Raw genomic sequence first — 12,762 nt, forward strand, 5'->3', positions numbered from 1 at the left:
CACCGGCCGTTGTCGAGCCTACCCCCGTAAGAACGTGCATTTTTTCGAGTCATTCCAGACTGACGGGACTCCCGCGGATCCGCCTCCCGACTGGTCCGAATCGCATTCGGCAAGTGAATACGGAGCCGCTCATCCGACTGCTCAATCGATCTACTTCCCGCTCGTCCGGACCACGCTCAATCGATGTACTTCCCGCTCGTCCGGAGCGCGCTCAATCGGACATGTGTGCGCACGTAGGAGCGGCGCATCAACACGACCCCACCCCCGCGAATGTCCGGGTCTGGGCAACGTCTACAGTGGCGTGGTACGCGCGGGCCTTTACGGGGAGTTCATCCCGGGGCTTGCTGGGATGTCTCTGTCAGGGGTGTGCGTGACGGCCGTCGAATCCCGTCCAGCGGGTGGGGGCACCTCCCACGCCATTAGGGCTGTGGGGGAGCTCGGGACGAGCAGCAGCCGGGGCCAGCGGCCGTTCGGGGCCCGTCTGAAGGCGTTCGTGGCGCTGACCAAGCCCCGGATCATCGAGCTGCTGCTGATCACCACCGTTCCGGTGATGTTCCTGGCGCAGCAGGGTGTACCCGATCTGAAGCTGGTGCTGCTGACCTGCATCGGCGGGTACCTCTCCGCCGGTGGCGCCAACGCGCTCAACATGTACATCGATCGGGACATCGACGCGCTGATGGACCGCACGTCGCAGCGTCCGCTGGTCACCGGCATGGTCAGCCCCGCCGAGTGCCTGGCCTTCGGCATCGCCCTCGCGGTCGTGTCGACCCTGCTGTTCGGCCTGACCGTCAACTGGCTGTCGGCCTGGCTGTCACTCGGCGCGCTCCTCTTCTACGTGGTCGTCTACACGATGATCCTCAAGCGGCGCACCTCGCAGAACATCGTGTGGGGCGGCATCGCCGGCTGCCTCCCGGTCCTCATCGGGTGGTCGTCCGTCACCGACTCCCTGTCGTGGGCGCCGGTCATCCTCTTCCTCGTCATGTTCTTCTGGACCCCGCCGCACTACTGGCCGCTGTCCATGAAGGTCAGGGAGGACTACGCGCGCGTGGGCGTGCCGATGCTCCCGGTCGTCGCCTCCAACAAGGTGGTGGCGCGGCAGATCGTCATCTACAGCTGGGTCATGGTCGGCGTGTCGCTGCTGCTCACCCCGCTGGGCTACACGGGCTGGTTCTACACCGCGGTCGCCCTGCTGGCCGGCGGGTTCTGGCTCTGGGAGGCGCACGGGCTCCAGAACCGGGCCAAGGCCGAGGTGACGGGCGCCAAGCTCAAGGAGATGCGGCTGTTCCACTGGTCGATCACCTACGTGTCGATCCTGTTCGTGGCGGTCGCGGTGGATCCCTTCCTCCACTAGACACGCCGAAGGCTCCCCGTACGGGCGGGGTGCGTGGGCAAGGCCACGCACCCCGCCCGTCGCCGTTTGATCTACCCGTCGGTAGCATCCTGGCCATGGCAGAAACGAAGCAGGTTGACGAGGGCACCGACGCCAAGCAGGCCGCGAAGGCCGAGCGCACCGCGGCCAAGCTCGCCAAGCGGATCACCGCCTTCTCCAAGGAGCACGGCGGCGCCGAGGGCCAGGTGGCGTACATCGGGGAGCGCGGCGCGAGGATCGTGCTCGTCGGCGAGGACGGCGGCTGGGGCGACCTGGTGGCGCCCTCCTGCGCGATCGCGGAGAAGGCCGTGGAGAAGTCCGGGATCACGGTGCACGAGGCGTTCGACGGCGAGTTCGCCGCGAAGGTGAAGACCGGACCGTACGAATGGACGCGCATGGCGGGCATCCAGATCGGCGGCCCGAGCAACGGCTGACCCGTCGGACGGGCCCGCGGGCGGCGGACGTTCGCACGGGGTGTGCGGGACCAACACCTGAGGCCGGTTTCACCCGTTAGGAGCGTGGGGGCCGCGGCAGAAGCGGCCCCGGGACACGGTCCAGTCACGGGGAGCCCGGATGATCGAAACGCCGTCCCTCGTGGACCAGTACTGCCACGGCGTGCTGAGAACGGAGCTGGGCCTCGGCACCTTCGAGGCCCAGCTGGCCCGTACCGAGGGCCCGCCCGCGCCGGGCACCACCCTCTTCGACACCCAGACCGGATTCGCGGTACGCCGCTGGTGTCCCCCGCTGCTCGGCCTGGAACCGCACTGCCCGCCCGCCCGCTATCTCGCCCGGCGTCGTGAACTCGGCGTACCGGAGACGGGCCGCCGGCTGCTGCGCGGCAGCGGCATCACGACGTACCTCGTCGACACCGGGCTGCCCGGCGACCTGACCGGCCCGCCCGAGATGGCCTCCGCCGGGGACGCGAACGCGCACGAGATCGTGCGCCTGGAACTCCTCGCCGAACAGGTCGCCGACACCTCGGGCACCGTGGAGGCCTTCCTCGCCAACCTCGCCGAGGCGGTGCACGGCGCCGCCGCGCAGGCCGTCGCCTTCACCTCGGTCGCGGGCGTCCGGCACGGCCTGGCCCTCGCCCCCGAACCGCCAGGACCGGGGGAGGTGCGCGGCGCGGCCGGCCGCTGGCTGGCCCGACGCCGGGTGGGCGGGGAGCTGACCGACCCGGTGCTGCTGCGCCACGCACTGTGGATCGCGGTCGCCTCCGGACTGCCCCTGCAACTGCACGCCGGGCTCGGCCCGCCGGGGCCGCGCATCGACCGTACGGACCCGGTGCTGCTCACGGACTTCGTACGGGCGACCGCGGGCATGGGCACGGACCTGGTCCTGCTGCACGGCTACCCGTACCACCGGCACGCCGCCCACCTCGCCGGTGTCTTCCCGCATGTGTACGCCGACTCGGGCGCCGCGCTCGTGCGCACCGGGGCGCGCGCCGCGACCGTCCTCGCGGAGATCCTGGAGCTTGCCCCCTTCGGCAAGATCCTCTTCTCCAGCGGGGCCCAGGGGCTGCCGGAGCTGCACGTGGTGGGGGCCCGGCTGTTCCGCGAGGCCCTCGACCGGGTGCTCGGCGGCTGGGTGACCGAGGGGGCGTGGTCGGCGGCGGACGCGCAGCGGGTGGCCGGGATGGTGGCGGCGGGCAACGCCCGGCGGGTCTACGGCCTGGCGGGGTGAGCCACGCGCGCGTGGTCCACCCGACCGGGGCTCACGCGCGCGTGCGGCCTTGTCGCGCGGGGCCTACGCGGCCGTGGCGACCGTCGCCCCGGCCGTCGGGTCCGGCAGACCGGCCTCCGGCGTACCGGGACGCTCGCGCAGCGACAGCAGCACGCGCAGTACGGCGATCCACACCAGGCCCGAACCCAGCATGTGCAGCGCGACCAGCGCCTCGGGCAGGTTCGTGAAGTACTGGACGTAGCCGATGACCCCCTGGGCGAGCAGCACCAGGAACAGGTCCCGCGTCCGGTCCAGCGGACCCTTGGGGGCGTCCACCGCCTTCAGGACGAACCACAGGGCGAACGTCAGCGTCACCACGATCCAGGCCAGTACGGCGTGCAGCTTGCTGACCGTCTCCCAGTCCAGCGGCATCCGCTCGACCTCGCTGGAGTCGCCCGCGTGCGGACCCGAACCGGTGACCACCGTGCCCACGGCGATCAGCAGCACCGAGGCGGCGACCAGGAACCACACCAGCTGCTGCACCGACTTGCCGACCAGCGGCTTGGGTGCCGCGTCGCCTTCCCGGGTGCGCTGCCACATCACCGTGGCGACCGTGATCAGGGCGGAGGAGAGCAGGAAGTGGGCCGCCACCGTGTACGGGTTGAGGCCGACGAGGACCACCACACCGCCGAGGACCGCGTTGCCCATCACGACCCAGAACTGGGCCCAGCCCAGCCGGGTCAGGCTGCGCCGGTACGGCTTCTCGGACCGGGCGGCGACGATCGCCCAGCCGACCGCCGCGCACAGCACGTACGTCAGCATGCGGTTGCCGAACTCGATGGCGCCGTGGAAGCCCATCGCGCTGGTGGCGGTGAGCGAGTCCGCGGTGCACTTGGGCCAGGTCGGGCAGCCGAGCCCGGAGCCGGTGAGGCGCACGGCGCCGCCGGTGACGACGATCACCACCGACATGACGAGCGCGGCCAGGGCGGCCCGGCGGATCGTGCGGGGTTGCGGGGTCCAGCGTGCGGCGATGAAGGCGAGCGGGTTGCGCGCGGCCGCTACGGCGTCGGTGGGGGTCAGGTTCGGCACGCGTCCATCGTAGGCGGCTGCTTGTGCACGCTTTCACGAGGGTCGGCCATGGGCCGGGCCGGGACCGGGCCCCGGTGGGGCCGAGGGCCGCGCCGTGGCCCGGTCACCCGTGCCGGACGGGCGACCCGCGGCCTACTCCCGGCGGAAGAACCGTCCGGCTACTCCCAGCGGAAGAACCGTCCGGCGGCCGCCAGCCCCACGACCCCCCACACGGTCAGGATCCCCAGATCGGCCCAGGGCAGCCCGGCCCCGTGCCGGAGCACCTCGCGCAGGCCGTCCGACAGGGCCGAGATCGGCAGCAGCCCGAGCACCTCCCGCACGCCCGGCGGGAACTTCTCCAGCGGGACGATGACCCCGCCGCCGACCAGCAGCAGCAGGAAGACCAGGTTGGCCGCGGCCAGGGTGGCCTCGGCCTTCAGGGTGCCGGCCATCAGCAGGCCGAGCCCCGAGAACGCGGCCGTGCCCAGCACCAGCAGCAGCAGGACGGTGAGCGGGTTGCCCTGCGGCGACCAGCCGAGCGCGAGTGCGATCACCGTCACCAGGAGCACCTGGAGGATCTCGGTGACCAGCACCGAGGCCGTCTTCGCGGTCATCAGGCCCCAGCGCGGCAGCGGCGAGGACGCGAGGCGCTTGAGCACCCCGTAGCGTCGCTCGAAGCCGGTCGCGATGGCCTGGCCGGTGAACGCCGTCGACATCACGGCGAGGGCGAGGATGCCGGGCGCGAGGAAGTCGACGGCCTTGCCCGCGCCGGTGTCCACGATGTCCACGGAGCTGAAGAGCACCAGCAGCAGCGTCGGGATGACGACGGTGAGCAGCAGCTGCTCACCGTTGCGCAGCAGCATCTTCGTCTCCAGCACGGCCTGCGCGGCGATCATGCGGGGGAGACCGGACGCACCCGGCTTCGGGGTGTACGTACCGGGGACGGTCGTCGTCATGACCGCAGCTCCTTGCCCGTGAGCTCGAGAAAAACGTCTTCGAGGGTATGCCGTTCCACCGAGATCCGGTCCGGCATGACCCCGTGCTGCGCGCACCAGGAGGTGACGGTGGCCAGCAGCTGGGGGTCGACCTTGCCGACCACCCGGTAGGAGCCCGGGGTCAGCTCCGCGGCCGTGCAGTCGGCGGGCAGCGCCTTCAGCAGCGAGGCCACGTCGAGGCCCGGCCGGCCCGAGAAGCGCAGGGTGTTCTCCGCTCCGCCGCGGCACAGCTCCTCGGGGGAGCCGTGGGCGATGACCTTGCCCGCGTCGATGATCGCGACATCGTCGGCGAGCTGCTCGGCCTCGTCCATGTGGTGGGTGGTGAGGATCACGCAGACGCCGTCGGAGCGCAGGTCCCGGACCAGGTCCCAGGTGGCCCGGCGGGCCTGGGGGTCGAGGCCGGCGGTCGGCTCGTCCAGGAACACCAGCTCCGGGCGCCCGACGACGGCCATCGCCAGCGCGAGCCGCTGCTGCTGGCCCCCGGAGAGCCGGCGGTAGGTGGTCCGGCCGCAGCTGCCGAGCCCGAGGCGTTCGACGAGCGCGTCCACGTCCAGCGGGTGCGCGTGCAGCTTCGCCACGTGCCGGAGCATCTCGTCGGCCCGCGCCCCCGAGTAGACGCCGCCGGACTGGAGCATCACCCCGATCCGGGGACGCAGCTCGGCGGCCTGCCGTACGGGGTCGAGGCCCAGGACGCGCACCGTGCCGGAGTCCGGCCTCAGGTAGCCCTCGCAGGTCTCGACGGTGGTCGTCTTGCCGGCACCGTTGGGGCCGAGCACCGCGGTGACGCCCGCTTCGACCGTGAGGTCGAGGCCGTCCACCGCGGTTTTCGTCCCGTACCGCTTCACCAGGGACCGGACCTGGACGACAGGCTCACTTCGCATGGGACCAGAGTCTAGGTACGCGCCGGACGCCTCAGGCGGGCGGGTCCGCAACCTCCTCCTCGCGGGGCCGGTGCAGGGCCAGCCACCGCTGCGCGTAGGCCACGGCGTCCGCCACCGGGAACAGCCGGGCGTCGGCCGCACCCACCCGGCCCCGTACGACCGGGCGGTCGCGCTCGAAGTCGTGGCCCAGCTCGTCGAACCGGTCCGAGGTGATCGACACCTCGGTCATCTCCTCCCAGCCGGCCGGGCCGGGCCGTCCCACCCGCACCCGCGGGGACGGGATGCGGTACTCGGCGAGATGGAAGCTGGTGCAGGTGTGGTAGCCGGTGCCGAGCAGCAGAACGCGGGCGCCGAGGGCCTCCAGCCGGGCCAGCGGGCTGTGCTCGCCGAGGCGGCAGTCGGGCGCGTGGCCGGCCGTGACGGCGGCCGCGCGCGGGCCGAGCGCGGCGAAGGAGGTGTGCGGGTGCGCGCTGCGGACGGCGCCCGGCCAGGTGCGTACGGTCTCCGGGATCACGCCGACCCCGCGCGAGGGCGTGAGCAGCGGGTCGTACACCGGCATGGACGCCCGGATCGCCGCCCACCACTCCCGGGGCACCGGGGGACCGCTCCACAGCGCGGGGTCGGAGAGGTCGCCGGACTGGGTGGGGACCACCAGGGTGCCGTGCGGACCGAGCGCGTCGACAAGGCCCTGGACGACCGCGACGGCACCTCCGCAGACCCAGCCGAGGGAGCTGAGGGAGGAGTGCAGCAGGAGCGTTTCACCAGGGCGGACGCCGAGCGCGCGGACCTCGTCGGCGACCGTGTCGCGAGTGACGAGAGGGCCGGTCGGAGGGGGTGTCGGCATGGCCGGTGAGTCTGGCGGAAGAGCGGTTCCGGCGCCAGCCGTCTGATCGATCAAAGATCGTTTTCCCAGGTCAGCTTAGGTATGCCTAAGTGATGTAGGGCACCGCGCGGTGGGCAGGGGGCGGCTTGCCTGGCTCCGGCGAATTACGCAACAATGGTGTTGTGAAATACGTCGGCGAGGCTCCCGAGGCAGGGGAGACCCCTACGGGGCCCCCGCAGGAAGAGCACGCGACCGGAGAGCGTTCGACGCGCAACCGGGTCGCGCGGTCGATCCTGGACCACGGCCCCTCGACCGTCGCCGAGCTGGCCGGACGGCTCGGGCTCACCCAGGCGGCGGTGCGCCGGCACCTGGACGCGCTGGCCGCCGACGACGTGGTGGAGCCGCGCGAGCAGCGGGTGTACGGGGCGCGCACCCGCGGGCGTCCCGCCAAGGTGTTCGCCCTGACCGACTGCGGCCGCGACGCCTTCGACCAGTCCTACGACAAGCTGGCCGCGGACGCCCTGCGCTGGATCCAGGAGCGGTTCGGCGGGGACGAGGCGGTCGTGGCCTTCGCCCGCGCGAGGTTCGCCGAGCAGGCCGCCGCGTACCGCCAGGCGATCGAGGCCGCCGGCCCCGACGGGCGCACCGAAGCCCTCGCCAGGGCCCTGAGCAGGGACGGGTACGCTGCTACGGCGCGCAGTGCGCCCCTCCCGCAAAAGGGCGAGCAGCTCTGCCAGCACCACTGCCCGGTGGCCCACGTCGCGGAGAAGTTCCCGCAACTGTGCGAGGTGGAGACCGAGATCTTCTCCCAGCTGCTCGGCACCCACGTCCAGCGGCTGGCGACCATCGCGCACGGCGACGGCGTCTGCACGACGTTCATCCCCAAGATTTCCAAGACGCAAGTTCACAGCCACAACGCATCTGCAAGCACGGCCGGGAGGAACCCCGCATGACTCTCCCCACGGAGACTGCCCACCCCGAACTCGAGGGCCTGGGCAAGTACGAATACGGCTGGGCCGACTCCGACACGGCCGGCGCCTCTGCCAAGCGTGGCATCAACGAGGACGTCGTCCGCGACATCTCCGCGAAGAAGAGCGAGCCGGAGTGGATGACCAAGCTCCGCCTCAAGGGTCTGCGCCTCTTCGAGAAGAAGCCGATGCCGAACTGGGGATCGGACCTGTCGGGCATCGACTTCGACAACATCAAGTACTTCGTGCGCTCCACCGAGAAGCAGGCGGAGTCCTGGGAGGACCTGCCCGAGGACATCAAGAACACGTACGACAAGCTCGGCATCCCGGAGGCGGAGAAGCAGCGCCTCGTCGCCGGTGTCGCGGCCCAGTACGAGTCCGAGGTCGTCTACCACCAGATCCGCGAGGACCTGGAGGAGCAGGGCGTCATCTTCCTGGACACCGACACCGCTCTCAAGGAGCACCCGGAGCTCTTCAAGGAGTACTTCGGCACCGTCATCCCCGTCGGTGACAACAAGTTCGCCTCGCTGAACACCGCCGTGTGGTCGGGCGGCTCCTTCATCTACGTCCCGCCGGGCGTCCACGTGGAGATCCCGCTCCAGGCCTACTTCCGTATCAACACGGAGAACATGGGCCAGTTCGAGCGGACCCTGATCATCGTCGACGAGGGTGCCTACGTGCACTACGTCGAGGGCTGCACGGCCCCGATCTACAAGTCGGACTCGCTGCACAGCGCGGTCGTCGAGATCATCGTCAAGAAGAACGCCCGCTGCCGCTACACGACCATCCAGAACTGGTCGAACAACGTCTACAACCTGGTCACCAAGCGCGCCGTGGCGTACGAGGGCGCGACCATGGAGTGGATCGACGGCAACATCGGCTCCAAGGTGACGATGAAGTACCCGGCCGTCTACCTGATGGGCGAGCACGCCAAGGGCGAGACCCTGTCCATCGCCTTCGCGGGCGAGGGCCAGCACCAGGACGCCGGCTCCAAGATGGTCCACATGGCGCCGAACACCTCCTCCAACATCGTCTCCAAGTCGGTGGCGCGCGGCGGCGGCCGTACCTCCTACCGCGGTCTGGTCGAGATCGGCGAGGGCGCCCACGGCTCGAAGTCCAACGTGCTGTGCGACGCGCTGCTCGTCGACACCATCTCCCGCTCCGACACGTACCCCTACGTGGACGTGCGCGAGGACGACGTGTCCATGGGCCACGAGGCGACCGTCTCCAAGGTCTCCGAGGACCAGCTCTTCTACCTGATGAGCCGCGGTCTGAGCGAGTTCGAGGCGATGGCGATGATCGTGCGCGGCTTCGTCGAGCCGATCGCCAAGGAGCTGCCCATGGAGTACGCCCTCGAACTCAACCGGCTGATCGAGCTCCAGATGGAAGGCGCGGTCGGCTAAGCACCGCCCGCCGTTCGTCAAGCCACTCACGTAAGAAAGCGAGCAGACCGACAGCCATGGCTGAGGCTCAGAACATCCCCGTGGGCTCCACCACCGCGGGCCAGATCGCGGTGGCCGCCGAGTCGACCGTCGCCACCCGCATGAGCGCGCCCCCGTCCTTCGACGTGGCGGACTTCCCCGTCCCCCACGGCCGCGAGGAGGAGTGGCGGTTCACCCCGCTGGAGCGCCTGCGCGGGCTGCACGACGGCACCGCGGTCGCCACCGGCGACGGCGTGAAGGTGGACGTACAGGCCCCCGAGGGCGTCGTCGTCGAGACCGTCGGCCGTGACGACGCCCGGCTCGGCCGGGCGGGCACCCCGGTGGACCGGGTCGCCGCGCAGGCCTGGTCGGCGTTCGAGAAGGCCGGGGTCGTCACCGTCCCCAAGGAGACCGTGCTCACCGAGCCGATCCGGATCGCCGTGCACGGCGAGGGCGGTGTCGCCTACGGCCACCAGGTCGTCGAGCTCGGCGCCTTCGCCGAGGCCGTCGTCGTCATCGACCACACCGGTGACGCCGTGCTCGCCGCCAACGTGGACTTCGTCCTGGGCGACGGCGCCAAGCTGACCGTCGTCTCCGTCCAGGACTGGGACGACACGGCCGTGCACGTCGGCCAGCACAACGCGCTGATCGGCCGCGACGCCACCTTCAAGTCGTTCGTCGTCACCTTCGGCGGCGACCTCGTACGCCTCCACCCGCGAGTCGCCTACGCGGGCACCGGCGGCGAGGCCGAGCTGTTCGGCCTGTACTTCACGGACGCCGGCCAGCACCAGGAGCACCGCCTGCTGGTCGACCACAACACCCCGCACTGCAAGTCCAACGTGATGTACAAGGGCGCGCTCCAGGGCGAGGGCGCGCACGCGGTGTGGATCGGCGACGTCCTCATCGAGGCCAAGGCCGAGGGCACGGACACCTACGAGATGAACCGCAACCTGGTTCTGACCGACGGCGCCCGCGTCGACTCCGTGCCGAACCTGGAGATCGAGACCGGCGAGATCGTCGGCGCCGGGCACGCCAGCGCCACCGGCCGCTTCGACGACGAGCAGCTCTTCTACCTGATGGCCCGCGGCATCCCCGCCGACGAGGCCCGCCGTCTGGTCGTCCGTGGCTTCTTCGCCGGACTGGTCCAGCAGATCGGCGTCGACGACATCGAAGAGCGCCTCCTCGTGAAGATCGACGAGGAGCTGGAGGCGTCGGTCTGATGACGTCGTTCCTGCGCGCCTGTGGGCTGAGCGAGCTGGAGGAGGACACCCCGAAGCGGGTGGAACTCGACGGCACGCCGGTCTCGGTCGTGAAGACCGAGGGGGAGGTGTTCGCGATCCACGACGTCTGCTCGCACGCGAACGTCTCGCTCTCCGAGGGCGAGGTGGAGGACTGCCAGATCGAGTGCTGGCTGCACGGCTCCGCCTTCGACCTGCGCACCGGCAAGCCGTCCGGCCTTCCCGCGACGCGCCCCGTCCCCGTATACCCCGTAAAGATCGAAGGGGACGACGTACTCGTCTCCCTCACCCAGGAGTCCTGAGGCACCCATGGCAACGCTTGAAATCCGAGACCTGCACGTCACCGTCGAGGCCGACAACGCCACGAAGGAGATCCTCAAGGGCGTCGACCTCACCGTGAAGCAGGGCGAGACGCACGCCATCATGGGCCCCAACGGCTCCGGCAAGTCGACCCTCGCCTACTCGCTGGCGGGTCACCCGAAGTACACGGTCACCGGCGGCACCGTCACCCTCGACGGCGAGGACGTCCTGGAGATGTCCGTCGACGAGCGCGCCCGCGCCGGCCTGTTCCTGGCCATGCAGTACCCGGTCGAGGTCCCCGGCGTCTCGGTCTCCAACTTCCTGCGCACCTCCGCCACCGCGATCCGCGGCGAGGCCCCCAAGCTGCGCACCTGGGTGAAGGAGGTCAAGGAGACCATGGAGCGACTGTCCATGGACCCCTCCTTCGCCGAGCGCAACGTCAACGAGGGCTTCTCCGGCGGTGAGAAGAAGCGCCACGAGATCCTCCAGCTGGAGCTGCTCAAGCCGAAGATGGCGATCCTCGACGAGACCGACTCCGGTCTGGACGTCGACGCCCTGCGCATCGTCTCCGAGGGCGTCAACCGCGTCCGCGAGACCGGCGAGGTGGGCACCCTGCTCATCACCCACTACACGCGCATCCTGCGCTACATCAAGCCCGACTTCGTCCACGTCTTCTCCGGCGGCCGCATCGTCGAGTCCGGCGGCGCCGAGCTCGCCGACAAGCTGGAGAACGAGGGCTACGAGGCCTACACGAAGGGTGGCGTATCCGCGTGACACAGTTGCCGGGCCTCCTCGACACCGAGGCGATCCGCAAGGACTTCCCCGTCCTGGACCGACTGATCCACGACGGCAAGAAGCTTGTGTACCTGGACAACGCGGCTACCTCGCAGAAGCCGCGCCAGGTGCTGGACGCCCTGAGCGAGTACTACGAGCGCTACAACGCAAACGTCCACCGCGGTGTGCATGTGCTCGCCGAGGAGGCCACGGCGCTGTACGAGGGCGCGCGCGACAAGGTGGCGGAGTTCATCAACGCGCCGAGTCGCGACGAGGTGATCTTCACCAAGAACGCCTCCGAGTCCCTCAACCTCGTGGCGAACATGCTGGGCTGGGCCGACGAGCCCTACCGCGTGGACCACGAGACCGAGATCGTCATCACCGAGATGGAGCACCACTCCAACATCGTTCCGTGGCAGCTGCTGGCGCAGCGCACCGGCGCGAAGCTGAAGTGGTTCGGCCTGACCGACGACGGCCGGCTCGACCTGTCCAACATCGACGAGATCATCACCGAGAAGACGAAGATCGTCTCCTTCGTGCTGGTGTCGAACATCCTGGGCACGGTCAACCCGGTCGAGGCGATAGTGCGCCGCGCGCAGGAGGTCGGCGCGCTGGTCTGCATCGACGCCTCGCAGGCGGCACCGCACATGCCGCTGGACGTACAGGCCCTCCAGGCCGACTTCGTGGCCTTCACCGGCCACAAGATGTGCGCTCCGACGGGCATCGGGGTGCTGTGGGGACGCCAGGAGCTCCTGGAGGACCTGCCCCCCTTCCTCGGCGGCGGCGAGATGATCGAGACGGTGTCGATGCACTCGTCGACGTACGCCCCGGCGCCCCACAAGTTCGAGGCGGGCACCCCGCCGATCGCCCAGGCGGTCGGCCTGGGCGCGGCGGTCGACTACCTGTCGGCCATCGGCATGGACAAGATCCTCGCGCACGAGCACGCGCTCACCGAGTACGCGGTGCGCCGGCTGTCCGAGGTGCCCGACCTGAAGATCATCGGCCCGACGACGGCCGAGGACCGCGGCGCGGCGATCTCGTTCACGCTCGGCGACATCCACCCCCACGACGTGGGCCAGGTGCTCGACGAGCAGGGCATCGCGGTCCGGGTCGGCCACCACTGCGCCCGCCCGGTCTGCCTGCGCTACGGAATTCCCGCGACCACGCGAGCGTCGTTCTATCTGTACTCCACGCCGGCCGAGATCGACGCTCTGGTCGACGGTCTGGAGCACGTACGGAACTTCTTCGGCTGAGGGGCGTGCT

General features: G+C 70.3%; 13 protein-coding genes. 9 read left to right on the plus strand and 4 right to left on the minus strand.

The features are described 5' to 3' along the window. Positions 1-364 precede the first annotated feature (364 nt). The 3 genes from ACZ7OY_RS05935 to ACZ7OY_RS05945 all read left to right on the plus strand — a co-directional run bounded on the left by ACZ7OY_RS05935 (position 365) and on the right by ACZ7OY_RS05945 (position 3,052). Positions 365-1,351, plus strand: coding sequence for a heme o synthase (locus tag ACZ7OY_RS05935; protein WP_471910382.1), 987 nt, complete (start codon positions 365-367; stop codon positions 1,349-1,351). 95 nt (positions 1,352-1,446) lie between these two features. After that, positions 1,447-1,803 carry a hypothetical protein gene (locus ACZ7OY_RS05940; RefSeq protein WP_471910212.1) on the plus strand — a complete coding sequence of 119 codons (357 nt, stop codon included), beginning with the start codon at positions 1,447-1,449 and terminating at the stop codon, positions 1,801-1,803. Between the two features lie 139 nt (positions 1,804-1,942). After that, a complete protein-coding gene (locus tag ACZ7OY_RS05945) occupies positions 1,943-3,052 on the plus strand; it encodes an amidohydrolase family protein (RefSeq protein WP_471910213.1) in 1,110 nt (369 codons plus the stop codon). Positions 3,053-3,115: 63 nt separating this feature from the next. Here the strand turns inward: ACZ7OY_RS05945 and ACZ7OY_RS05950 are convergent, their stop codons facing one another. From ACZ7OY_RS05950 to ACZ7OY_RS05965, 4 genes are all read right to left on the minus strand, one after another. Then, positions 3,116-4,120 (minus strand): COX15/CtaA family protein, encoded by a 1,005-nt coding sequence (locus ACZ7OY_RS05950; protein WP_384728162.1) that lies wholly within the window; start codon positions 4,118-4,120, stop codon positions 3,116-3,118. A gap of 158 nt (positions 4,121-4,278) precedes the next feature. Then, entirely contained in the window at positions 4,279-5,055 is a 777-nt protein-coding gene (locus ACZ7OY_RS05955; RefSeq protein WP_471910214.1) for an ABC transporter permease, read from the minus strand. Beyond that, positions 5,052-5,975 carry an ABC transporter ATP-binding protein gene (locus ACZ7OY_RS05960; protein ID WP_471910215.1) on the minus strand — a complete coding sequence of 308 codons (924 nt, stop codon included), beginning with the start codon at positions 5,973-5,975 and terminating at the stop codon, positions 5,052-5,054. The genes ACZ7OY_RS05955 and ACZ7OY_RS05960 overlap by 4 nt, the downstream gene beginning before the upstream one ends. A 31-nt stretch (positions 5,976-6,006) precedes the next feature. Beyond that, positions 6,007-6,819 (minus strand): AAC(3) family N-acetyltransferase, encoded by an 813-nt coding sequence (locus ACZ7OY_RS05965; protein ID WP_471910216.1) that lies wholly within the window; start codon positions 6,817-6,819, stop codon positions 6,007-6,009. A 161-nt stretch (positions 6,820-6,980) separates the two neighbouring features. On the opposite strand from ACZ7OY_RS05965, the gene ACZ7OY_RS05970 reads away from it, so the two are divergent. From ACZ7OY_RS05970 to ACZ7OY_RS05995, 6 genes are read left to right on the plus strand one after another with little or no spacing between them, the layout of a single operon-like run. Continuing rightward, positions 6,981-7,751 carry a helix-turn-helix transcriptional regulator gene (locus tag ACZ7OY_RS05970; protein WP_351613076.1) on the plus strand — a complete coding sequence of 257 codons (771 nt, stop codon included), beginning with the start codon at positions 6,981-6,983 and terminating at the stop codon, positions 7,749-7,751. Beyond that, positions 7,748-9,169 carry a Fe-S cluster assembly protein SufB gene (gene sufB, locus ACZ7OY_RS05975; RefSeq protein WP_152892996.1) on the plus strand — a complete coding sequence of 474 codons (1,422 nt, stop codon included), beginning with the start codon at positions 7,748-7,750 and terminating at the stop codon, positions 9,167-9,169. Before ACZ7OY_RS05970 ends, sufB begins: the two co-directional genes overlap by 4 nt. A 56-nt stretch (positions 9,170-9,225) precedes the next feature. Then, the gene (sufD, locus tag ACZ7OY_RS05980) at positions 9,226-10,407 is read left to right on the plus strand and encodes a Fe-S cluster assembly protein SufD (RefSeq protein ID WP_351613082.1); all 1,182 of its coding nucleotides are present in this window, start codon (positions 9,226-9,228) and stop codon (positions 10,405-10,407) included. After that, positions 10,407-10,727, plus strand: coding sequence for a non-heme iron oxygenase ferredoxin subunit (locus ACZ7OY_RS05985; RefSeq protein WP_392622062.1), 321 nt, complete (start codon positions 10,407-10,409; stop codon positions 10,725-10,727). The genes sufD and ACZ7OY_RS05985 overlap by 1 nt, the downstream gene beginning before the upstream one ends. A 7-nt stretch (positions 10,728-10,734) precedes the next feature. Continuing rightward, on the plus strand, positions 10,735-11,499 hold the full coding sequence (gene sufC, locus ACZ7OY_RS05990; protein ID WP_152892993.1) for a Fe-S cluster assembly ATPase SufC: 765 nt from the start codon (positions 10,735-10,737) through the stop codon (positions 11,497-11,499). Beyond that, positions 11,496-12,752, plus strand: a complete 1,257-nt coding sequence (locus ACZ7OY_RS05995) for a cysteine desulfurase (RefSeq protein WP_450665747.1) — start codon at positions 11,496-11,498, stop codon at positions 12,750-12,752. Before sufC ends, ACZ7OY_RS05995 begins: the two co-directional genes overlap by 4 nt. Positions 12,753-12,762: the final 10 nt, after the last annotated feature.

The organism is Streptomyces sp. NPDC107559, assembly GCF_055657365.1.

What these genes read in the sequence shown, in the direction of transcription:
- ACZ7OY_RS05955 (WP_471910214.1), bottom strand. Translation starts at nt 5,055, where the DNA reads ATGACGACGACCGTCCCCGGTACGTACACCCCGAAGCCGGGTGCGTCC.
- ACZ7OY_RS05945 (WP_471910213.1), top strand. Translation starts at nt 1,943, where the DNA reads ATGATCGAAACGCCGTCCCTCGTGGACCAGTACTGCCACGGCGTGCTG.
- ACZ7OY_RS05940 (WP_471910212.1), top strand. Translation starts at nt 1,447, where the DNA reads ATGGCAGAAACGAAGCAGGTTGACGAGGGCACCGACGCCAAGCAGGCC.
- ACZ7OY_RS05965 (WP_471910216.1), bottom strand. Translation starts at nt 6,819, where the DNA reads ATGCCGACACCCCCTCCGACCGGCCCTCTCGTCACTCGCGACACGGTC.
- ACZ7OY_RS05960 (WP_471910215.1), bottom strand. Translation starts at nt 5,975, where the DNA reads ATGCGAAGTGAGCCTGTCGTCCAGGTCCGGTCCCTGGTGAAGCGGTAC.
- sufC (WP_152892993.1), top strand. Translation starts at nt 10,735, where the DNA reads ATGGCAACGCTTGAAATCCGAGACCTGCACGTCACCGTCGAGGCCGAC.
- sufD (WP_351613082.1), top strand. Translation starts at nt 9,226, where the DNA reads ATGGCTGAGGCTCAGAACATCCCCGTGGGCTCCACCACCGCGGGCCAG.
- ACZ7OY_RS05985 (WP_392622062.1), top strand. Translation starts at nt 10,407, where the DNA reads ATGACGTCGTTCCTGCGCGCCTGTGGGCTGAGCGAGCTGGAGGAGGAC.
- sufB (WP_152892996.1), top strand. Translation starts at nt 7,748, where the DNA reads ATGACTCTCCCCACGGAGACTGCCCACCCCGAACTCGAGGGCCTGGGC.